This is a genomic window from Variovorax sp. EL159 (assembly GCF_900100965.1).
GTDB lineage: Bacteria > Pseudomonadota > Gammaproteobacteria > Burkholderiales > Burkholderiaceae_C > Variovorax.
In genome coordinates this window covers 23,385-44,371 of record NZ_FMUJ01000005.1, presented here as the reverse complement: position 1 = coordinate 44,371, position 20,987 = coordinate 23,385, and the positions used below count along the sequence as shown (strand labels likewise).

The window sequence follows — 20,987 nt, the reverse complement described above, 5'->3', positions numbered from 1 at the left end:
CTTCGGGGATGTCCTTCGAGTTCGCATGGGTCTTTGGGTACCAACTTTCGAGTCCTGGCGCCTGGACTCGGCGATGGTCTTATGATCCGGCGCCAAGCGCCCCAGCAGCCACATGCACTTCCCGTTGCGGCGGCACTCGGGCTCCGGCCAACACGACGAGTGGATCGCGCTTAGGTAGCCTCATATGTACAGCCGCGGCAGGTCGCCCGATCGTAGGCCAGCGTGCCCAAGCGTCCCACCAAGACCCGTCGAACGTGTGCCTATAGCTTCAATCGTTGAATCTTGTGCGCTGCATGCTCTCCGAGCATCAGTGTCGGCAAGTTCGTATTTCCGCTGGGAATAGTGGGCATGACTGAGGCATCGGCTACGAAGAGGTTGTCGACGCCATGCACCCGATAGTTCGAATCGACAACTGCATAGGGATCATCGACCTCACCCATTGCGCACGTACCGACCGGGTGCCCCATCGGCGATATAGCGGACAGAAGATCAGACTCGGAAAGAGATTGTGAATGGGAGGCTGACAAGAACTTTCCGCCTTTAAACGCCAGCCGCATTGCAGCTCGACGCAAGAGACCAGGAGCATTCAGTACCAACTGAGCGCCCGTCGAAATACAGGCCCCCATCAACCCTCCGCGATTGAACTGGTTCATCGCCATTCCTGCGGGCAACAGCATGGCCTCACTGTAGGAGGCCGCGACCAATGAATCGCGCAGCAGGCTCTCGGCTAGTCTTGCAGCCATCACAATACGCGGCGCATCGCGCGGATCGTCAAGCATGCAAAACTCAACACGCGGGTGCCGGCTTGCATCGGCAGCCGCAAGCGTCACGCGTCCCTTGGAGAACGGGGAATACAGTGCCGGAGCCACCATGGCCACATCTGTGCCAAAGGACTTTCCGCTCACCCGCCCCAGCATGAACAGCATGAGGTCACCGGCAGGGCAATCTGCAAGGCCGGAGGATGCGCGCAGCCCAGCGACGGCGAATCGCCGCAGCGCATGCGGTAGCCGTTTCCCACGAGGCAATGTCAACGCAAAAAACATGTAGCAATGATTCTGCAGATTGCGCCCCACGCCAGGAAGTTCGGCGGCAACTTGAATACCCAGAGCGGACAACGCCCCCCCGTCGCCAATGCCCGATCGCATCATGAGTGCGGGGGAGTGAATCGCACCCGCACTCAGAACTACGTTGCCGGCGGAAATGGTGGTAGACATTCCATTGCGGTCCACATGAGCGCCGATAACGCGCCTACCTTCCGTTGCCAGACGCGTGACACGCGTGCTTGGCATGATTGTCAGATTGCATCGCGAGCGCACCTCCCTAGTCAGATATGCCCCGGCGCTGGTTGAACGGACAGTCTCGTCGCGGCTGGCGGGCATGGAGAAAAAGCCGTCTCCAGGCGCAGCGTTCATGTCTGGAACGAAAGGGAAACCGCGACTGCCGGCCGCGCGTTCCATTGCGTGAACAAAAGCCGGCCATTCCTCGCGCGGCGTGCGTCGCACGGGATACGTTCCAGAATTTCTTCCTGCTGACGATGGATAGCCCTCGACCTTCTCGAAAAAGGGTACGACCTCTTTCCATGAGAATGTGCCCGCCCCCCTACGGCCCCAGCTGTCGTAGTCATCCGGCATCCCGCGCAGCGTGAACATCCCCATGATGCTGGAGCCACCGCCCATGATCCGTGCCTGCGGATACGGCCGCGACGAACCGCCCCGAGTGAGCGTTGCCTCAAGTCCGGTCCAGAAGTAATCGGGATTCAGCGTGGAACTCGGAAACGTGTCGTTGATATCGCTGGGCGTCGCCTCCGGCGGCGTGTCGGCCCCGGCTTCAACCAACAGCACGCGACAAGCGCGGTCCTCTGAAAGCCGTGATGCCAGCACCGCCCCAGCGGTGCCTCCGCCAACAATGAGAAAGTCGAATTGCGTCATCGCGCGGCAATTCCCTCTGCCTCGCCGGCCCACGCTCTCAAAAGCAGTGTCTCCAGCTCAACACGCTTGGGCTCGCGAGGGTTTTTGTAGGGGTTGGCCAACACTTGATCAACGACCTGCGTAACTCCATATACCGGCATACCGATCTCACGCAGCCCGAGCGGCACCGCACAGGTTCTTTGCAGCTGAAATAGCGTCCGCACCGGATCGTCGCTCCGTAACGCATGCCTCAGTCGCGTGATTGCGTCAGGAATCACCGGCGCATTGAACGCGAGGACATATGGGAGAAGAATGGCGTGCATCTCTGCATGAGGGAGGTTGAACGCACCGCCGAGGGAATGGCAAAGCTTGTGGTGCAACCCCATACTGACCTCGCCCAGGCATCTTCCGCAAAGCCATGCGCCATAGAGCAACTCGGAGCGCACTTCACCGTCATCGGCGCCGAGGGAAAGCCGAGAAATCCCGCTAAAAACGGCCCGTACGCCCTCCTCAGCAGCGAGCGCGGTGATCGGATTTCCGTCAGGAGCGTACAGTGCCTCGATCGCATGAGCCATTGCATTCAGTGCGGACTTGACTGACATTGGGATCGGCAGAGAAAGCGTGAGGTCAACGTCATAAATCACGACCTCTGGCAACGCATCGCTTGTACGCTGCGTTTTTTTGACACCCAAGAAAGTTTCGCCGATCAACGGCGTCATCTCCGAGCCTGCATAGGTAGTTGGCAGAACAATTTGCGGAAGGCCCGTCCGAATTGCAATAGCCTTTCCTAAGCCGACAGTCGATCCTCCACCGATCGCCACGACCCCGTCTGCATCAAGCTCGCGCACACACGCCATCCCTCGCTCGGTTACCGTCACAGGGGTGTGCATGGCAGCTTCGGAAAAAACGCCGACGGCGAGATCACCAAGGAGCGATCGCATCTGCTCTGCGATTTCGCACTGCGCCGCCGTGGAGAGTACAAGAACTCTTGCAAGACCGAGCCGTTCGGCTTCCGCCTTCAATCGCTTGCGTGTGCCGTTTCCGAAAAGCACACGAGAGGCATTCTGTTCATAGGAAAATGGCTGCATCTGGGACGACTCCTAGCCGACAGGCGGCAAGCCGCCGGACTGCACCGCCAACAGTCGCCAGATACCGCTCTTCTTGACCCAGACTGCGAGCGCGTGGCTTCCAAACTCTTTGTAGGTTCCGCGATTCGTCATCCGGATAAAGAGCCTACTGAACATCAGTGCGACGTCTCCGTCAATCTGATGCCGAAGCTCTTCACGATCAATGCCGTGGTAGTCCCACACTCCCGTGCTCAAGCCCTCGATGTACGTGGCTTTGGTGTCCGCCACTCCGCTCGAATGCATGTAGATCAGCTTGTCGTCCAGCAATTTTTCTAACGAATCAACATCCTTCGCCACCATTGCTGCATAGCGCTCGTCATCAAGCTGACGGATTCTTTCGATAGTTTCATCGTTCCTTGTCATCGTTCTTCTCCTTAGTTTTCAACGAATTTACGGCGCTTGCACTCCATGCCTTGAAAGTAGTTCGATGACTTTCACGATGGCGATGTAGTCCTCATCGGCCATGCCGTTTTCGATGACCGAACCATTCATCTGCGCCACCAGCGCCGTCAGCGGCATCGCGGCATCCAGAGCCTTCCCGGACTGAAGGATGAGATCGAGATCCTTCGCGAGTTGACGCGCAGTGAACGTCGCCGAGAAATCCCTCGCTTTCAGCTGCTGCGCCTTGCTTTTGACGATCGGGGAACCTACCGCGCTACCAGCAAGCACGTCCAGCATCACATTCCACTCGACACCACCTAAACGACCGAGCGTCAAAGCTTCTGCCATCAACGTGGCCGTTCCTGCCACCATGAGATTGATAGCGAGCTTGAGCGTACGCGCCTGTTCGTCGCCGCCCACGTAGTGCTGGTGTGGGCCAAACAGCCGAAGGAACGGGAGCACTCGCTCGAAGTCCGATCGAGGTCCGGAGGCCAGGACCGTCAACATTGCAGCCTCCGCCAAGTGGTTGTTTCCCGAGACCGTCGCGCGGATGAAGCCGATGCCTCGGGCGGTCGCCTCTCGCCCTACTTCAGCAGAAACAGCGGAAGAAACCGTACTTGTATCAACCAGCGCAGTACCCGGCTCGGCCTGCGCAATAAGTCCCTCTTCGCCGAGAGCAACGGCGCGCAAAGCTTGGTCATCGGGCACCGAAATGAAAATAACGCTCGCTGTGCGCGCTATCTCCTTGGCAGAAATGGCGCGTTGGGCACCTCGTGATTCCAGGACCGCAATATTCTCGAGAACAGGATCAAACGCCAGCACCTGGTGGCCTGCTTTGACAAGATGTGTCGCCATTGGCAACCCCATCTTCCCGACACCAATCCAGCCAATCCGTTCAGCCATGGGACACCTCCGTGCGAACCGGATCTAGCACGAACTCGTAGTCGAGCGTGTAGAACGGTCCTTCTACCAGGCTTCCATCCGGTGCTCGTTCGTTTTCGCGACGCACATAATTTCCCACACACGTACTGCGCACGCCAAAGACGGTGTCCGACTCGAGATATTCATCTCCCTCGACAAATACGTGAGTGATAAGTCGATCGAATCCCGGCCTCTCGACCATGAAGTGGATGTGGGCCGGTCTCATGGCATGTCGCCCGGTGGCGCTCAGCATCGCCCCAACCGGTCCGTCTGTTGGTATGGGGTAGCTTGCAGGCAAGAGTGAGCGGAACGAAAAGCATCCATTCGCGTCCGTGATGAAGGTCGCACGCAAACTGGTTTCTTCGATTTTCCAATCACTGTCTTGCACGTCATAGAAGCCATCGCCATCGGACTGCCATACGTCGACACGCGCCTCGGCCACCGGTTGGCCCTGGGCTGAGACTCTGCCCTGGACGAAGCATGGGCTGCCGGGTCGTCCATTTGCGATGTCGGTCCCGCTCGGAAGGAGCGGCGCACCCTCAACGTGAAACGGACCAAATACGGTCTGTTCGGTGGCACTGTGGGGACGACTGTTGTTCTGTGCCACGACAAGTTGAGAGAGCCCCAGCGTGTCCGATAGCAGGATGAACTCCTGCCGGACGTTGTCGCACATATGACCGGTGGCGGTCAGGAACTGAATACCCTTCATCCATTCCTCTTCCGTGAGATTCACCTCTCGCGCAAAATCATGCAAATGCCGGATCAAGCCACCAAGAATCTCTCTCAGGCGATCGTCGGACGTGGCGGAAAAGCTCTCCAGAACCGCCTCCGTGATATTGCTTTCATTCAAATTACGCATGCATTTCTCCTAAAGATGATCGATTCAGAGAGGATTGATAGAGGGTGTGCCGGCAGGATTTCCGAAAGTCCAATCCCAAGGTCGTATCGACCAGCTCTCAAAGAGGCCCGCCTTCCGATATGGATCGTTCTCCGCGAAGTTCTCGACATCGGCAAATGATTCCGCTTCAACGACGATCAACGAACCATTCATGGTCTTACCGTCCTCGCAGAGGGTTGCCCCACTCATGACTAAGCGAACGGCACCCTTCGCTGAATGAAGGTAGTCTCGATGCGTGGGTCGAATGCTTCTTCTCAGTTCAAAGGTCCCCGCTCGATCCGTGCAGAAGATCGCGAAGATCATGATTTGATCTCCTTCTTTAACGGAGTCTCGGCCACATACGGAATCTCCCGATCCACGAGCTCCCAGATAAATCGACCCGATGGCTTCTTACTCTCTTCAACCAGATGTGCAACCAGTCCGGCGGCACGTGAGATCACGGCAAAGCCACGCATCGCCGCAATGGGAACGCCAAGGTCACCTAGTACTGCAGCGGCCGCTCCTGTGGCGTTGATAGTGATGTGCCTTCCCACTGCGGCATCGACAGCATCAGAGAGAGCCAGCAACGCGGTGACATTCGCGCCGGCAATTTGCATCACTCTCGCCAACTCAATCAGGCTTTTCGCCCTCGGATCGTCGGGCTTGTGCAGATGGTGTCCAAATCCGGGCAGAGAGCGCCGCTCCGTCCGATAGAGAGAAGCTGTTTTTTGCGCAGCAATTTGCAAGTCGGGTGCGCCACGCAAATCTGCCAGGATGCGTCCACAGTCCTCCATGGTGCCGATGAACTGACTGCCAACACCTAAAAGACCCGCGGCAACACCAGCTTGAATGTTCTCCGGGGAGCTCATATAGGTAAGCCGGGCAGCGATCGCACTGGGCGTCAAGCCGTGATCCATCAGCATGACGAGTACGGCATCCGCCAGAACCACCTCGTTCTGATTTGGTCGATGTCCGAGGATCTGTTCGAAAAGAACATCTGTGAAACTTCGTTTTCCAAGCAGATCCTCGACGAGATTTTGCTCGCGATACCAGATAGCCTCGTTCTCATGGCGACACAGTGCAGTTGTCGGGATATTTTTCATGCGGCTCTTTCAGCTTGATGCTGTGCTTCTTGCATTCAGGACGGATTTCCTAAGCTCAGACTTCAACGTCTTTTCAACCGAGCTCCTGGGCAACGCCTCAAGAACATGCACTTCCTTTGGAGCTTTCACAGACCCCAGTTCCGCCTTCACCAGCTCAATCAGGTCATCCTTCTCCACGTGCATGCCTGGCCTTAGGGTCACGGCCGCATGCACGGCCTCTCCCCACTTCTCGTCCTCAACGCCGAAGACGGCACAGTCGAATATCGCGGGATGTCGTCCCAAAACAGCTTCAACATCGCTCGGGTAGACGTTGAATCCTCCTGAAATGATGACGTCACGTGCCCGATCCTTGAGAAAAAGGAATCCGCGCTCATCAAAAAGTCCAATGTCACCCGTATGAAGCCAGCCGTCTCGAATGGTGGACGCAGTCTCCTCGGGCATGCGCCAATACCCCGCCATCACCAGGTCGCCGCGCACAACCACTTCGCCCTCCTCCCCTGGGGGCAGCATTTCCCCTTCTTTGCCCATGATCCTCACGTCCGTCATTAGTGTGGGCCGACCGACCGACGCGATATTTCGTGGATCGGCGAGTTCCTGAGAGCCCAGGCACGCGATGATCTGCGGAGCCTCAGTTTGCCCATAGGTGGTGGCTAGCACGTTCCCCAGAACACGCTGCACCTCGCGCACCTTTTGTGATGGCATGGGAGCGGCGCCGTATATCAATCGCTTCAGTGATTGCGTGTCGCGCGGGTTCAACTCCATTTCGTGAACCACTGCGTAGATCAGGGTCGGAGGCATGAAGACGGTGGTGATACCGTGCTTCTGGACGGCTTCGAGGATTGCCGCTGGCTTCAGTTCATCTGGAAATACCAACATGCCACCTGCCCCAAGGATCGGAAGAAGGTAGGTTGATGCGCCATGAGTCAGAGGCGCCGAGATCAGGAATCTATCGTTCTCATCGAAGCCGAACTCGCGCCATTGCGTCACGATTGTGGTGCTCCAAGCCCGATAGGTCTGCATCACGCCCTTTGGCACGCCGGTGGTACCACCAGTGAATTTGATCGCCTGAACATCGCTGAGTGCGCCAGTTGGCACTGGCACCCTCTCGTCCATGAATTGACGACTCCACCCCTCAAGACCTCGCTCCAGACTTACCATCTTTTGCCCACAATCCTTGAGCCTCAGTGCCAAATCTCGATCGACAAGGAGAAGGGATGGTGACGTAAATTCGACCATCCGCAACAACTCCGGTGTACCGTTGCGCGGGTTCAAGGGGACCCAGATATTTCCCGCGGCCAACGTTGCGAGGATCGCAACCAGATGATGGACTGAGTTGGCTCCACCTACAGCAATGCGAGCCTGATAGGTTGGATCTGCGGCATGAATTCCCGCAGCGCTTGCCGCAACGCGATGCACGAGCTGCCGATACGTGATGGTTTCTTCCGAAGACTTCACCGCCACTCTGTCTGGATAACGCTCAGCGGCCCGGAAAAAAAACTGAATTGGAAACATATAAGCCTGCAATGATTTTCAAGAAACGCCGAGATGGCGATTTAGTAGATGGGGTGCGGCTTTCAGATCCGCCGCTCTCCCTGTCCATGCGAGTTGCGCAGAACCCATGATCACGGCGTCATCCGCGATGTCGAGGGCGAGCGCAGCGTTCTGCTCCACGACTACGATGGAGAGTTCCTCGGCCTTGAGGCGCATCAGGTTTTGGCCTAGTTCCCGAACCACCAGTGGTGCTAGACCTTCAGAAGGCTCATCGAGCAGCAGTAGGCGTGGATTTGTCATGAGTGCGCGCCCGATGGCCAACATCTGCTGCTCGCCCCCGGAAAGGTTGACCGCCAGGTTCGATTGCCTCTCCTTCAGGCGCGGGAACATTTCATAGACTCTCTCAAGTGACCATCTGCGTTCAGCTGTAGTTGCACGCCACGCCACTTGGAGGTTCTCTTTGACGGTGAGCGTCGAGAACACACGCCGCCCTTGAGGCACCAGTCCAACCCCGAGCGCGACAATTCGTTCGGGCGCGAGACCATTGATTCGGGCGCCGAATACACGGGTCTCTCCGGAACGCATTGGCAGCAAACCGGCAATAGCGTTGATGCACGTACTCTTCCCGACGCCATTGCGGCCTAGCAGCGCTAGGACTCGTCCCTCTGCAGCGCTGAATGAGAGGTCGTGAAGGACATGGCTCTCACCATAGAAGACGTTGAGCCGTTCCAACATGAGGGCACTAGTGACCAAGATAGATCTCCCGCGTTCGAGGATGGGCAGCCACATCAGCCCTATTTCCATCGACGATGAGCTTTCCATAGTGAATTAGGGAGATGTTCTCGGCGAATGAAAGCGCAACATCCATATCGTGCTCAATCATTACGATTGCGATCGAGCGTGGCACTTTCTCGAGGAGTGCCCGAACATGCTCCCGCTCACCGGAAGAAAGGCCAGCAAGCGGTTCGTCCAGGAGGAGTATTCGTGGCGCCTGTGCGAGAGCAAGTGCAATCTCCAGCCGGCGTTTTTCGCCGTAGGACGTAGAAGACAGCGGCAAACGTGCAAGCGGCGCCAGATTCACCTTCTCGAGCACAGCCATTGCGCGATCATTCAGATCTTCTAGTGCATCGAAGTCCTGCCATACCCGCCAGCGAATTCGATTCTTCCCGAGCAATGAGAGCTTGACGTTGTGCAGCACGGTGTCGTTCGGGAAGAGCGTGAGGATCTGGTAGGTGCGAGCCAACCCGAAGCTCACCCGACGCGACGTTGCGAGACGCGAAACATCCTCCCCGAACATTCGAATGCTTCCTGCGCTTGGCGAGATATCGCCACTGATGAGATTGAACAGCGTGGTCTTTCCCGCGCCATTGGGCCCCAGGATCAGTCTTCTTTCTCCCGGCGCAACTCGGATGCAGAAGTCCTTTATGACGCTCAGAGCACCGTAGTTCTTTGTAAGGCCGGTCACTTCCAGAGCTGGGGTCATGCGCGCTCCTCGGCAATGGGCGTACGCACAGTGGATCCCCCTTCGGCACCACCTCTCGATCGCGCCCACAATCTGAGCGCACCTGGAAGCAACCCATCCGGCATGAACATCACGATGGCTACGAAGAGAACCCCGAGTGCGGTGGTCCAACGATCGATAACCGCGGCCACGAAGTGTCCGAATACCAGCACAACGATCGTCCCCAGAACTGGCCCCATCAACGTAGAGCTACCGCCCACTATGACCATGAGCAATGCCTGCGCAGAGAGCGAGAGCGATACCACCTCCGGGCTCACGAATTTGTTCAGGTAGACGTCAAGGATTCCTGCCACTGCTGCAAGGAACCCTGCCAAAACGAACGCAGACCAGCGGATCAGCCATACATTGAATCCGAGGGCACTCATACGCCGGGGTTGATCTCGCGTACCACGTAGGCTGGCGCCGAACGGAGAGCGAACGATGCAGCCTATCGCGACGCAGACGCCGAAGAAGATAGCTCCGGTGAACGCATAGAAGCTGCGCGCATCGTCCAGTTCAACCCCGAAAACTACGGGGCGGACTACACCTCGGATGCCGTTGTCGCCACCCGTCAGATCGACCCATCGCACTGCAATACCCCACACGATCTGCCCAAGCGCGAGCGTGATCATGAGAAAGCCTATGCCGCGAGCGCGCAACGCGAGAACACCGAACAATCCAGCTGCAGACGTAGATAATGCGAGCGCGCAAAGTACAGCCTCCCCCGGGTTCCATTCTTTTTTCACAATGAGCCACGCTACTGTATAGCTGGCAATACCAAAGAATGCGCTGTGCCCCAGACTCATGAGGCCGCCGTAGCCGACTAGCAAGTTAAGGCTCAACGCGAAGATCGCCAGGATCATTGCTCTCGTAGCGAACATCACGTAGTAGTCGTCGGCACCGAGCACATAGGCGTACAAGACGACGGGTATGAGAAGAAGCCAGCGATTCATACAGCCGCCCTTCCGAAAAGACCCTGTGGACGAACAGCAAGCACGATCACCATCGGTAAGAACAGAATCACATATGCAAGATCTGGCAGAAGGGCCTGTCCGAGTGTGTAGATGAATCCGATCACTACACTTCCCAATAAAGCTCCCGCGAGACTTCCGACTCCTCCCAGGATGACAACGATCAGCGCGAGCGGCAGCATATCGAGATCAAGACCCGGATAAGCCGAAAGCACTGGTCCAGCAAGCACCCCACCCAATCCAGCCAAAGCCGCCCCCAGCGTGAACACCAGAGTGAAGAGACGGTAGACAGGAATTCCGACGGCACGGGCCATATTCCGGTCGTCCACTCCTGCTCTCAGCATCGCACCAATGCGAGTGCGATCTATAGCAACCCAGAGAGAGACGGCAACGACGCAAGCGACAGCAACGAGCGCAAGCCGATACGGAGGGACCGTGATCGCCGCAATATCCACCGCACCGCGCAGAAATTCGGGCGCATCAATGGAGCGAGGATCCCCTCCCCAGATCCCGATGATCGAATCCGAGATGATGAACGTCATGCCGATCGTCAGTAGGACTTGGGCTTTCTCGTTCGATGCCAGCCTTCGAAGAAGGAAGAACTCCATCGCGGCTCCCACTGCACCTGAGGCTACAGCGCCCGCAATGGCGGCGACCCAGAAGGGCATTCCTGCCGATAGAGTTGCATAGCCGACGTAGGCCCCGAGCATGAAGAGGGCTCCGTGCGAGAGATTGGGGATCCTCATGAGCCCGAAGATGAGCGACAGGCCCACCGACAAGAGAAACAGAACTCCGCCGAACGCAATGCTGTTCAACGCCTGCAGCAACCAGAAGGTCATCGTGCTACCTCAATTGATTTCTTGGGCTGGGAGCAACTATTGCTCGATGTTCTTGGCGACTGGAAAGCTCCTGGAATAGACAGGATCTGCAAGGAACTTCTTCGGGTCGTATGTCCAGAACTGCGATTGACTGGGATAGGTCTTGATGACTGTGTTCTGCAGCCGGCCTTCTCTGCGCTCGGTCTTTCGAATGAAAGAAGACGCCACTGGATTCCCGTACGCATCGAGCGCAATCTCACCACGCGGGCTTGCCTCGACCCTGGCTGTGCGTAGTGCCCTCATCAGCGCTTCACGGTCATCCGTGCGGCCCTTTGTGGTCTTCAGCGCTGCCTCGAGAAGAAGTCCAGCGGTATATGCGCCAACAGAGTAAAAGCCAGGCTCTGCACCAGTTTGCGCACGGAATTCGGCCACGAACTTTTGGTTCTCTGGGGACTCAATGGCTGCGGAGTAGATAGCGCCGGAGATGATGCCGAGCGCGTTGCTCCCCTGCTCTTTGAGAAGACTCTCATCCACCGTGGTTTGGCTTGCCAAGAGGGGAATCTTTGCTTTCAGTCCGTACTCTGCATACTGCCGCACAAAAGCGTTGGCGCTAGCCCCCGAGAAGCTGGAGTAGACAGCATCGATATCCTTCTTTATCTGCGTGACGTACGCAGCAAAGTCGGTCGCCGTAGGTGGCACCCAGATCTTCTGAACAATCTTGCCGCCGCTGTCTTCGAACACCCGCTGAAACGCTGCAGTCACTTCATGACCGTATGCGAAGTCTGTCGCGATGATGGCAATGCGTTTGTAGCCAAGAGTTTTGGCCGCGTAATCGCCAAGCGGATGAGCAAGTTGGCCGCTTGTCCCCGTCGCACGGATCATCCACGGATTTACCATCCGCTGCGTGAGGTCTTCAGCTAATGCAGAAGACATGATGCTCGGCACCTTGGCCTCTCTAACATAGTCGTCGATAGCGAGCTGCTCGGTAGAGGCAAGCGGTCCGATGATCACCGCGACCTTGCTCCGCTCGACGAGTTCCTGCACCTTGCTACGGGCAACCGCTGCCTGCCCTACGCTGTCGGCCACTACTAACTCGATCTGCCTGCCCGCAAGCAGGTTGCTCCTTTCCTTCAGGAAGTAGCGCAGACCGTCTTCCATTTGCTTTCCCGGGCCGGCCAAGACCCCCGTCTTGACGGTAAGAAGACCGATCCGCAGTGGCTCCTGCTGCGCCAACGCAGTCCACGACAGAAGGGTGAGGGAAAGCGCGCTCACGGCGCGTACGAGCGTGCTCGGCGATAAAGGCATGTCGTCTCCAGGTTTTGATCGCGGCGATTCGGTTCGGACTCATCAACCGTGAGATCGCATCGCTTTGTCGTTACTCGCTATCATTCGAACATTCAAACATTCGAATAAGCTGCAATGTACAGAGCCCCGAAGCAAGTTGTCAACGCTTTTTCTGCGGGGTCCGTGAGGGAACGCGGGCACCCCCCTTGCAACTGGGTCCCTTTACACTTAGCTCCTGACCAAGCGTGAAGAATCGAACGCATTCGCAATGACCGGCGCCCTGACACAACCAATTCCAGGGCCTCGCCCTGAAGACTCAGCTACCACACGCCTCGAGAAGACGCTTGTGCGGGAGATCGCCTCGGGTAAATGGCCGGTAGGTGCTCTTTTGCCGTCGGAGACCGAGCTCTGTGAGCAGACGGGTTTGAGCCGCTATGCGATCCGACAAGTCGTCGGCAGGCTCACCAGGATCGGGCTTGTGTCAAAGCAGCAAGGAATTGGAACAACCGTCCTTCGTTCCACGCCTGCGCCGAGCTATGTGCAGACGATGGGAACGTTTGCAGATCTCAGCCAGTACGCTCGAGGCACCGAGCTTGTAGTTACGGAGAAACAGCAGATTGCTGCAGAAGGCCAGATCTGCGAACTTCTCTCTTGTGCGCCGGGCGAAAAAGTGCTGCGACTCTCCGGCGTCCGCTACCTTGGCGATCAAGAGCGAGTGGCTATCGCTATCGTTGCGATCTATGTCGCATCCCGCTACAGCAAACTTCGCGGATTGACAGCCAGACCCAAGACCCCCGTCCACTCCCTGATAGAGCAAACCTACGACGTGCAGATCACGAGAGTCGAGCAGGACATCCACGGTGCGCTGATCATCGGTACCAACGCAACAACGCTAGATGTCGCCGATGGATCTGCAGGCTTGTTTATCGTGCGGCGCTACTATCTAAACAGCGAACTGGTCGAAGTAACGACCGGCCTGCATCCGGCTGAGAGGTTCAGCTATTCAATGGCGTTCGCGCTTTCTTCCTCGAATTCCGTCTAACAGGCTGTTGAAATTCGTCCTTGCGTGGGTCGGAGCCCATGTTTGGATGGTCCTTGGGTCATTGAGGCAAGTACGGCCCCTATTTCTTGTTAGTGGTCACGACCTTCAGGATGTCGCTCGGCAAGCTCGCTTGCTAGACGAAGAATGCCCCCGACTTCGTGGTCTCGCTGAACGCACTGTACGTGTCACTGCGGTGGAGCGTACGCACCTGCCAAAGGTAGAACGATCGAACTGCCTCGCCCTCCCCACCCTGAAGCGCGCGATAGTCTGTGCCACGTGATACGAGCGCCGCGCCGCAGTTGCCACTCAATTGCTTCGGATACACCGGTCCCCAGCCCGCATTCCAATAGGCATAGTCGGCTAAAACCTTCTCGGCTGACCGGATTTCGAGCCCTGCAGCAAAGGGAGCAACATCGAAGCGCGCGGCTCCTGCTAGCGTCGGAAGCAGAAGATGCGACGGATAGAGGTCGTGCTGCAGGTAGCCCATGCGCGCGAGATCCATCGTTCCGGCCAGCGGCAACGCTCTCGACTTGCCATCCAACAGGCGTGTCAATGGTGCGGACTCGATCAGGGTGATTACAGCGAGCGGGTCGGTGCCCAGGCTCCGAAGCGTTAGGCCGTGATCCCAGAATGCTTCGAGATAAGTGGCCAGGTCGCCTTCAGCAATCCGGCTCCCTGGGGCCTGTAGCCATCGCACCAACGACAACTCCACACAACGCCCCATCGTCATCTCGATCGGCGACCTGAGCGCAATCAGCTCGTCGCCAGGTCGAGCGAGCGCGACGCGCTCGACGAAGCGACGGAGTTCGGCCTCGACGGGCGCCGCTTCGCCAACGAGTTCGCACCTCACCGGCATCCATGCAGGTCGCTCCGGCCTCAGGAAGGCGAGTGTGGGATGAATGGGCAGTGCCCAAAGCGCAGTCTCCCGCACCAGGTCCTGTGGCTGACGCCACATGTGCTGTGCCACAGCCAGCGTGCGCAGGTAAGCAGAAATTGCGCGCTGCGCAGCGCGCGCGGAAAGGTGGGCGTGAAAGCCTTCGCCGAGGGGGCGAATGAAATGTCCGGCATCGCCTTGCAACGGTGTGTCCTGATAGGACGAACGGTTCCGCGCCCACTCGAAGGCCATCTGTCGCACGTACGGACGACCAGTTTGACGCTCCAGCCTTCTGAGAGTCGTTTGAAAAATCCTGGGGAGTTCCACACCTTGTATGCCCTGGAAATCGCCAGCAATCTCGAAGTCCTGCGGCACCTCGCACAGGTCGGCGTCAATGGCACATGCGGGCAACCCGAGATCAACCAGGAAAAGGTTGGACAGCACCGATGGCTTGGGAATGCTGCGCGACACTTCCGCAACCGGTGCGTAGCCGTGGCGCCGCGCGGCCATCCAGAAGATACAAAGCGCTTCGATCACTTCGGTTTCGAGCTGGCGCCCCTGCAGATAGGTCAACAGCGCATGCTCAGTCGCAGCGCCCGCATCCTGATCGCCGAGGCGCGCCGCCAGCACCTGCATGGTCCACCATCGGGCGGACGTCGCCGGCCATCCAAGTCGTGTGATGAGGATGCGAAGCTCATCCATCAGGCCGCCTCATCGGCAGCCGCCGTGAGCTCGATAGCCCAGCGTGGCGTCGGAAGCGGCAGCGTTCTCGTGTCGTCGATCACACAATCGACCATGGTCTCAGCGAAGTGGACCGCATCGGCAGTGCGTCCTTGCTTCACATAGAAGTAAACCATCGTCTCGTCGGGCGCTATGCGTGGCCTCTCAGGGTCTGGAAACGGGCCATAGGTCGTCGCAATAACGAACTCGTCACAGCGTGTCGGATAGAACTGAACCACCAGGTCGAGCCTGGCGCAGGTTTTCTGGGCGCCTTCCATGAACGCGATCCAACCACCGCCGTTGATCTGTGCCTGCACGAGGTACTTCCAGGCTGCCTTCGGCCCGCTCAGCTTGCGTCGCGTGTGAAAAGCCAGATCGGACAGAACCAGCAAATCGCGTGTGCCGCCTTCCCCGGAGAGCAGTGAGGAGTCGAGCGCATTGAGCAGCCGCTGGCCCTCACCCTTATCTGCCCAGTACTTGAACCAGGCTCGCAGCACGGTCCTGCGCTCGTCGTAATCCAGCGCCATCTTCTCCATCAGCTCGCCGGACTGCTCGGGCTCGAACGCCGCGACATCCACATCGAACGGCTTATTGCTTGAGTTCTCGGTGCCGGTGCCGGTGCCGCGATCTTTTCGCCGCAGTCGACCGATATCCCATCCTGCATGCTCCGTCAGGATCTGCATGCGCTCAGCCGCACCTGCAACCCCGCCGCGAGCGAGCTGCCCGAGCTTATCGCCGATCTCTGAATGAAGGCCGGTACGCATAAGCGCATCCATCGGCCACCCGGCCCTGACGCCCTGTTCGACATAGGCATTCAAGCTGTTTTCCGCGTGGGACCATTGACCTGCGGCCATGTGCTCCTCGTATTTCCTCACCAGGGCCGAAGGTTTGAGCCGCGCCAGCAGTGCGTCAGTCTCGGCCAGCACATGACGGGTCCCCTTGCCGTCGGTGTACTCCATGACGGCATGTACTTGAGGACCCAGTCGCGCCAGCAACCTTTGGGCCTCCGCCGGCGCAGCCTCTACCAGGTAGGCGATTGCGTCAACCGTATTGCCCAAGGTCGGATCCTTGCGGTGCGAGTAGCCGGTCACCAGCTCCCAGGTCTGTCGGCAGAGTTCACGCGCCTGCGTCGTCAGACCATGGGCGAGCGCGATACCGCACAGTTGCAAGGGCGCCTGCAGATACACGCTGGTTTCTTCACGGACCTCAGCTTCGAATAGCACGCGCTGCCCCTGCACGAAGGCCGCAGTTGCGTCGTCGGACATCCTAGTGAGCCGGCCGCCGAAGTATTGCTCGCGAAACGACATGCCGTCGAACCATTCGTAGGCTCCAGCTGCCGCTATCGTCTCCTCACTCAAGTCAGGATCGTCACGACCGTCCAACAGCACGCTGCCAAGCAGAATATCGCAGGCGATCTGATGCAGCGCCGCCCTGAATTCACTAGCCGCCCACTGACGGTCATAGCTTTGCCGGAATGGCTGGAACTGGACCGGATCCAGCAACTCGTAAAGCTCGTGGAAGTCCACGAACTCGCTACGCCACCAATGATGAGCAACCTGGCTCGCGACGCCGGTTAGCGCGTCGAGGAAATCGGTGATGTTTTCCCGGCCGTCGTAGATTGGGGCGCGCATGTAGCTGAACTCAGTCTGGCCCTCCGCGGCCATCCACAAACCCATGTGCACGGCGCTGAAGAACCAGTGGTGCGTCAGCGCGGCCAGATCACGCTTGCGCTGGTCGTAGTCGCTGCCCAGCCAATCGATCGGGATCGCTGCACTGAGCGGCTTGGAAACCTGCGTGTGCGCTGCCTCCACCGCTGCGACGAGGGGCGTGCGGGCCAAGGAAGCGAAATCTCCTCGCTCGACAACGCTTGCTCCGGCGCGTGCCGCTGCACGGATGCAAGCGTCGCTCACGATGTCCTTGCGCCTGCCGTCGGATAGCGACGTGGCGAGTGTCATCAACTCATCCAACTCCCCTTCTTCAACCATTCGCCGAATCAACGGCAGCCATGTGTCGCGATGCCCCTTCGATACCAACCGGGCGCGTCCATCGGCGGTGCCGCCGATGGCGCCCAGCCGCGCGAACGCATCGGCGAGAAATCTGAATGAATCCCGGCCGCTGCTCGACAGGTACTCATTTGAGAAGCGGCTGGCCCCCTGGAAACGGCGCAATGCTTCGTCGCCACAGACTTCGGCGATGACATGTTCTCCCCGGGCGCGCAGAGCCAGGCCCAGGGCTGCAACCCGCAGGGTGTCGGCCTCGTGCCTAGAAGAGATGGCCTCACGGACAACGCTGGCGTCTGCGGCCAACGCCAGCGTGAACGAGACTAGGCTGGCCATGTCATCGGCCTGTATCTGATACTGGCTGCCATCGACCATTCGCGCCTTGAGATGCTGCAGCCGGAAGGCGTCCGCAAATCGTGATGTGTCAAGCGCAGCAATCATCGCGTCAGTGAGCAGTGTCTCGAACAGGGACTCGGGATATCCCTCCTCCAGCCGAAGCAAGACCCAGTCGCGCGTCAGCCCCGCGATCAGGTTTTTTGGGTCACCCAGCTTGGCCTGTACTGTCCAGAGCCAGTTCACGCGCAATGCGGGAGGCGCCAATGTCTCCAGCCAAAGCGCGACCTCGGGCATCAGCTCGGCGACCCGGTCGCCATACCCGTCGGTGGATCGCACGTACACCGCCAGGCTTTCGTGGAAAACCTTGAGGCCGGCTGCTGACGAGTGCAGTAGATGTTCGACCTTCTGCACCTCCGGCACCGCCAGCTTGACCGCATCGGCGATCTGGCCAAAGGCCGTCCTCGGCCAGAAGAACGGGAAGGCGCAGACCAGTCGCAGGGTGTCCTTCAAGCTCGGGGTCAGTCGTTCCCAGAGGGACGCGTAATAGGATCTCGCGTCCTCACCCAGCTCGCCGCTGAGCTGCGCCACAGCCCAGACCGTGAGCTGCCCCCCCGTATGCTCGAGTTCCGCGCTGGCGTAGATCACATGCAGGGGATGACCGTTGGTCCTCGCGCGGAGCGTGGCGGCAGCGCTCTGCAATTCCCGCTCAGCAGTCTCTTCGTGGTCAAAGCCGGTATCAAGCCTGCCTTCACTAACTGCCTTGCGTAGATAGGCCAGGACGGCATCACCGGACATTGCCGGCAGCGTCCGCCATCCGGACTTTGGAGCGGCGACCAGCAGATCCGCCGGAAGCTGGGCGTCGGCGACCGGCTGTGAGCCCACCAGCAGCACCATGTTGTCGGGGCACGGCACCACTTGGGCGAAAAGGTCGTCCAGCGGTCGCTTATCCTCGGCGTTGGTCCTCCAGACGTGATCAAGGCCGTCGAGGATCAGGACAAAGGGCTTGTTGAGGGTCTTGTAGTGCGCCGCACATGCCTCCAGCTGCGCGCGCAATCCGCCGCCCGTGTTCGGGACATCCCGATGGAATCGCTTGACCTGCGATTTGATGGATTCCTCGACGACATGGCTGTGCACGCGGTCACGTCCGCGTTCCGTCGTGGACAGGAAATAGTGGTGGCGGACCGTCGGAACGCCTTGATCGGCGAGCGTATCGCACAGCGCGCTCAGGTAAGTGCTTTTCCCCCGTCCGGGCGGACCCGTGAGAACCAACGCCTTGCCGGCAGCCGCCAGCACGTCGTCGACGAACCCCTGGTGGAAGCCCAGATCCGGCACCTCGTACCCCTTGGGCACAGCAAAGTCTTCGGGCAACGGCGTTGGCGGGATCGCTTGCAAGATCGCGCGCACCTCGGCCAACGTGATCCAGCCATCGGGCAGCGGCAGCTTCTTCTGTGTCGCCCAGTTCAGCGCACGGTTTTTCAGGACCGCAATGCCCTCCGGAGTGCCATGAGGCCGTAAGCGGGCATCGACTTCCTGTTCCAGCGTGGCAAAGCCTTTATCGCTGTGCCGGATCTGCAACTGGCCAAAAAACACTTCGCAGTCCGGTCCGCTACCTAGCTCGGTTATGAGCGTCGAGCGCCTGGGCTCAGGCACATTGGCGAACACGATCTTGCCCTCTTCCAGACAGGCCTCGATCTCGACGTCGGGTCGGCGATTCGTCTTGAGCGAGAACTCGCCCCTTCGCGCTATTTCCACTTTCTTGAAGGCGTCGAACCATTTGCGCAGCATCGACCGCGATCGCGCGGTCTTGCCGGTCTTCTCGAGCAGCCAATCCCAGGAGAGCAGATGCACGTCCGGGTTCGGCGTGAACTTGACCTGCTGCAGGTCCTGACGGCCATCGCTGCGCTCGATGACGATATCGTCCAACCCCGTCGGCGCCTCGACCTCGTCGTCGCACTCGAACTTCACTCGGGTGTAGCGGGTCGGTGCGTCCAACCAATCACACAGGACCCTGAGGCCGTGCCGGTTCTGATAGAGGTAGCCGGCACTGGTGATCGCCGTGTTCTTGATGTTCTCAGTCATTGATCGCAGGCCTTTCGGCCGCCAGTACAGCGTCGGCCCGCGTCGCGAAATGCGCGATGTGGTTGAAAACGACGATGCGGAGATTATTCGTCACCACCGGGAAGCGGGACACGACCATGTGCTGCACCGCACCGCTGGCCAGCTTCATTTTCAACAGGTGCTCGCGGTTCCGCTCCTTCACCAGCGCCCGCTCGTACGACATCACAAGGCCTCGGTTGTATCGGGCAAAGGCGACAGCATCGGAGTCGACGCGAGACAGCCCGATAAAGTTGTTCTTGCACTGGACGTTCCAGATAACGTTGTCCCGCAGCGCCACGACATCGAATTCCTGCCGGTTGATGCGAACGATGTCCTGCACGACAAACCGTTGCTTTTCCAGCGCAGCCCTGACCGAGTCCTCGAAGATGAAGCCCGCCCGGATCTGGAAGCGCTTCTTGCGCTCAAGGACCTGCGCCCGCCAAGAATAGATAAAGCGGCTCAGCAGTGAAACCGTAGACAGGTAACGACCGTCAACCAGAACGAATGGCGCATAGGTCGAAAGGCACTCCATGTATGTGGTGGCCTCGCATGTCAGCGCCGCCATGAGAGCCGGCGACGCACCCGCCTCAGCAGTCAGCGTCGCCAGTTCTGTGGGGGAAATACGAATCCAATAATCATCGTCAACGAAGTCCTTGGACAGACGGCGCACCAGCGCCGCCGCGACAGCGAACTCGGTGTCGCATAGGTTGAATTCGGCGTACAGCGCTTCGGTGTGCAGGATATCGTTCCTCAACTCCGCGGCCGAAAACAGCCGGTCGGGTCGAATCGGCTCCTTGGCCTCAAGCAACTGCAACCCATCTGTGGACTCGTGCATCTCCAAGATGGAGGCACGCTCCGGCTCCAGGAAAAGGCTGTCCAACATCGCCACCTCAGCTGCCGGATCCTCCGGAATGCCTAGGCGCTCCTGCGCAAGCTTCACCATCAAGGCGTACTGCGCACCCATCATCGGCGCAGCGCTGAACTCCACAATGGGCAAGAAGACGTTGAGCGCCTCATGCAGCTTGAGGAGCTGAGAGCCGCGGCATGCGGTCGGGACCAAATGCAGCAGGCCCACGAGGTGGCGACGTCGCGATTGGAGATAGCCCATCATCGCGGCCACCGATAGAAAGCCGCTCGCTGCCTCCAGTACTCCATGGCGTGCGAAGGCCACGCCAATGTCAGACCCCTGAAGGATCAGCAACGAGAGCCGGGCGACGAGCGCACTGTCGAATCGTGTCGCAAGGTGTTTGCGGACATGCGCGAGCCGGAGCAAATGTTGGCCACTCTGGAAGACCGGAAATCCGTACAGCTGCTCCTCAAAGACGTCATCGTCCCAATCAACCGTGCCCAGGTTGATGAGTTCCTCGACGGCACGCAGCAGCTCCAGCAGATCCCGTGCGGCCGCGCTTGCCTCGTATGGCGCCAGCGCAGAACCGATACGCGATTGCAGCTCAGCTAGCCTCAGTTCGATCTCATCGCGCGAAAATAACTCTGACATTGGGAGTGCAGATAATGGGTGAGGCGGAGGCCATGCGCG

The 20,987-nt window shown here is 58.9% G+C and carries 17 protein-coding genes; 1 reads left to right on the top strand and 16 read right to left on the bottom strand.

What is annotated here, in order from left to right; all coding sequences use genetic code 11:
• Positions 1-260: 260 nt before the first annotated feature.
• The 13 genes from BLQ28_RS21120 to BLQ28_RS21060 are packed head-to-tail and all read right to left on the bottom strand — an operon-like array spanning position 261 to position 12,402.
• A complete protein-coding gene (locus BLQ28_RS21120) occupies positions 261-1,928 on the bottom strand; it encodes a GMC family oxidoreductase (RefSeq protein WP_093243568.1) in 1,668 nt (555 codons plus the stop codon).
• Positions 1,925-2,995 carry a maleylacetate reductase gene (locus BLQ28_RS21115; RefSeq protein ID WP_093243566.1) on the bottom strand — a complete coding sequence of 357 codons (1,071 nt, stop codon included), beginning with the start codon at positions 2,993-2,995 and terminating at the stop codon, positions 1,925-1,927. The genes BLQ28_RS21120 and BLQ28_RS21115 overlap by 4 nt, the downstream gene beginning before the upstream one ends.
• A gap of 12 nt (positions 2,996-3,007) precedes the next feature.
• Positions 3,008-3,397 (bottom strand): nuclear transport factor 2 family protein, encoded by a 390-nt coding sequence (locus tag BLQ28_RS21110; RefSeq protein ID WP_093243565.1) that lies wholly within the window; start codon positions 3,395-3,397, stop codon positions 3,008-3,010.
• Positions 3,398-3,424: 27 nt separating this feature from the next.
• Positions 3,425-4,318, bottom strand: coding sequence for an NAD(P)-dependent oxidoreductase (locus tag BLQ28_RS21105; protein WP_093243562.1), 894 nt, complete (start codon positions 4,316-4,318; stop codon positions 3,425-3,427).
• Entirely contained in the window at positions 4,311-5,195 is an 885-nt protein-coding gene (locus BLQ28_RS21100; protein ID WP_093243560.1) for an intradiol ring-cleavage dioxygenase, read from the bottom strand. The genes BLQ28_RS21105 and BLQ28_RS21100 overlap by 8 nt, the downstream gene beginning before the upstream one ends.
• A 24-nt stretch (positions 5,196-5,219) precedes the next feature.
• Entirely contained in the window at positions 5,220-5,537 is a 318-nt protein-coding gene (locus tag BLQ28_RS21095; RefSeq protein WP_093243558.1) for a YciI family protein, read from the bottom strand.
• A complete protein-coding gene (locus BLQ28_RS21090) occupies positions 5,534-6,316 on the bottom strand; it encodes a citryl-CoA lyase (RefSeq protein WP_093243556.1) in 783 nt (260 codons plus the stop codon). Before BLQ28_RS21090 ends, BLQ28_RS21095 begins: the two co-directional genes overlap by 4 nt.
• Before the next feature lie 9 nt (positions 6,317-6,325).
• Complete coding sequence (locus BLQ28_RS21085) at positions 6,326-7,828, bottom strand: class I adenylate-forming enzyme family protein (RefSeq protein ID WP_093243554.1); 1,503 nt, start codon at positions 7,826-7,828, stop codon at positions 6,326-6,328.
• Between the two features lie 18 nt (positions 7,829-7,846).
• The gene (locus tag BLQ28_RS21080; protein ID WP_218121949.1) at positions 7,847-8,542 is read right to left on the bottom strand and encodes an ABC transporter ATP-binding protein; all 696 of its coding nucleotides are present in this window, start codon (positions 8,540-8,542) and stop codon (positions 7,847-7,849) included.
• A gap of 7 nt (positions 8,543-8,549) precedes the next feature.
• Complete coding sequence (locus BLQ28_RS21075; RefSeq protein ID WP_093243549.1) at positions 8,550-9,290, bottom strand: ABC transporter ATP-binding protein; 741 nt, start codon at positions 9,288-9,290, stop codon at positions 8,550-8,552.
• A complete protein-coding gene (locus tag BLQ28_RS21070) occupies positions 9,287-10,261 on the bottom strand; it encodes a branched-chain amino acid ABC transporter permease (RefSeq protein WP_093243546.1) in 975 nt (324 codons plus the stop codon). The genes BLQ28_RS21075 and BLQ28_RS21070 overlap by 4 nt, the downstream gene beginning before the upstream one ends.
• Positions 10,258-11,118 carry a branched-chain amino acid ABC transporter permease gene (locus BLQ28_RS21065; protein WP_093243544.1) on the bottom strand — a complete coding sequence of 287 codons (861 nt, stop codon included), beginning with the start codon at positions 11,116-11,118 and terminating at the stop codon, positions 10,258-10,260. Before BLQ28_RS21065 ends, BLQ28_RS21070 begins: the two co-directional genes overlap by 4 nt.
• A 36-nt stretch (positions 11,119-11,154) precedes the next feature.
• Positions 11,155-12,402 (bottom strand): ABC transporter substrate-binding protein, encoded by a 1,248-nt coding sequence (locus BLQ28_RS21060; RefSeq protein ID WP_093243542.1) that lies wholly within the window; start codon positions 12,400-12,402, stop codon positions 11,155-11,157.
• 247 nt (positions 12,403-12,649) lie between these two features.
• Here BLQ28_RS21060 and BLQ28_RS21055 point away from each other — a divergent pair, with 247 nt between their 5' ends.
• Positions 12,650-13,423, top strand: coding sequence for a GntR family transcriptional regulator (locus BLQ28_RS21055; RefSeq protein WP_093243539.1), 774 nt, complete (start codon positions 12,650-12,652; stop codon positions 13,421-13,423).
• Positions 13,424-13,556: 133 nt separating this feature from the next.
• On the opposite strand, the gene BLQ28_RS21050 is transcribed toward BLQ28_RS21055, so the two are convergent.
• Genes BLQ28_RS21050 through BLQ28_RS21040 form a run of 3 tightly spaced genes read right to left on the bottom strand, consistent with a single transcriptional unit; the run spans position 13,557 to position 20,948 of the window.
• A complete protein-coding gene (locus BLQ28_RS21050) occupies positions 13,557-14,999 on the bottom strand; it encodes a multidrug DMT transporter permease (protein WP_093243537.1) in 1,443 nt (480 codons plus the stop codon).
• Complete coding sequence (locus BLQ28_RS21045; RefSeq protein ID WP_093243534.1) at positions 14,999-19,432, bottom strand: ATP-binding protein; 4,434 nt, start codon at positions 19,430-19,432, stop codon at positions 14,999-15,001. The genes BLQ28_RS21050 and BLQ28_RS21045 overlap by 1 nt, the downstream gene beginning before the upstream one ends.
• Positions 19,425-20,948, bottom strand: a complete 1,524-nt coding sequence (locus BLQ28_RS21040) for a hypothetical protein (RefSeq protein WP_093243532.1) — start codon at positions 20,946-20,948, stop codon at positions 19,425-19,427. Before BLQ28_RS21040 ends, BLQ28_RS21045 begins: the two co-directional genes overlap by 8 nt.
• Positions 20,949-20,987 lie beyond the last annotated feature (39 nt).

Coding starts and splice junctions, on each gene's coding strand:
- BLQ28_RS21105 (WP_093243562.1), bottom strand. CDS start 4,318: ATGGCTGAACGGATTGGCTGGATTGGTGTCGGGAAGATGGGGTTGCCA.
- BLQ28_RS21080 (WP_218121949.1), bottom strand. CDS start 8,542: ATGTTGGAACGGCTCAACGTCTTCTATGGTGAGAGCCATGTCCTTCAC.
- BLQ28_RS21090 (WP_093243556.1), bottom strand. CDS start 6,316: ATGAAAAATATCCCGACAACTGCACTGTGTCGCCATGAGAACGAGGCT.
- BLQ28_RS21085 (WP_093243554.1), bottom strand. CDS start 7,828: ATGTTTCCAATTCAGTTTTTTTTCCGGGCCGCTGAGCGTTATCCAGAC.
- BLQ28_RS21045 (WP_093243534.1), bottom strand. CDS start 19,432: ATGACTGAGAACATCAAGAACACGGCGATCACCAGTGCCGGCTACCTC.
- BLQ28_RS21100 (WP_093243560.1), bottom strand. CDS start 5,195: ATGCGTAATTTGAATGAAAGCAATATCACGGAGGCGGTTCTGGAGAGC.
- BLQ28_RS21060 (WP_093243542.1), bottom strand. CDS start 12,402: ATGCCTTTATCGCCGAGCACGCTCGTACGCGCCGTGAGCGCGCTTTCC.
- BLQ28_RS21050 (WP_093243537.1), bottom strand. CDS start 14,999: ATGGATGAGCTTCGCATCCTCATCACACGACTTGGATGGCCGGCGACG.
- BLQ28_RS21075 (WP_093243549.1), bottom strand. CDS start 9,290: ATGACCCCAGCTCTGGAAGTGACCGGCCTTACAAAGAACTACGGTGCT.
- BLQ28_RS21095 (WP_093243558.1), bottom strand. CDS start 5,537: ATGATCTTCGCGATCTTCTGCACGGATCGAGCGGGGACCTTTGAACTG.
- BLQ28_RS21110 (WP_093243565.1), bottom strand. CDS start 3,397: ATGACAAGGAACGATGAAACTATCGAAAGAATCCGTCAGCTTGATGAC.
- BLQ28_RS21055 (WP_093243539.1), top strand. CDS start 12,650: ATGACCGGCGCCCTGACACAACCAATTCCAGGGCCTCGCCCTGAAGAC.
- BLQ28_RS21065 (WP_093243544.1), bottom strand. CDS start 11,118: ATGACCTTCTGGTTGCTGCAGGCGTTGAACAGCATTGCGTTCGGCGGA.
- BLQ28_RS21120 (WP_093243568.1), bottom strand. CDS start 1,928: ATGACGCAATTCGACTTTCTCATTGTTGGCGGAGGCACCGCTGGGGCG.
- BLQ28_RS21115 (WP_093243566.1), bottom strand. CDS start 2,995: ATGCAGCCATTTTCCTATGAACAGAATGCCTCTCGTGTGCTTTTCGGA.
- BLQ28_RS21040 (WP_093243532.1), bottom strand. CDS start 20,948: ATGTCAGAGTTATTTTCGCGCGATGAGATCGAACTGAGGCTAGCTGAG.
- BLQ28_RS21070 (WP_093243546.1), bottom strand. CDS start 10,261: ATGAATCGCTGGCTTCTTCTCATACCCGTCGTCTTGTACGCCTATGTG.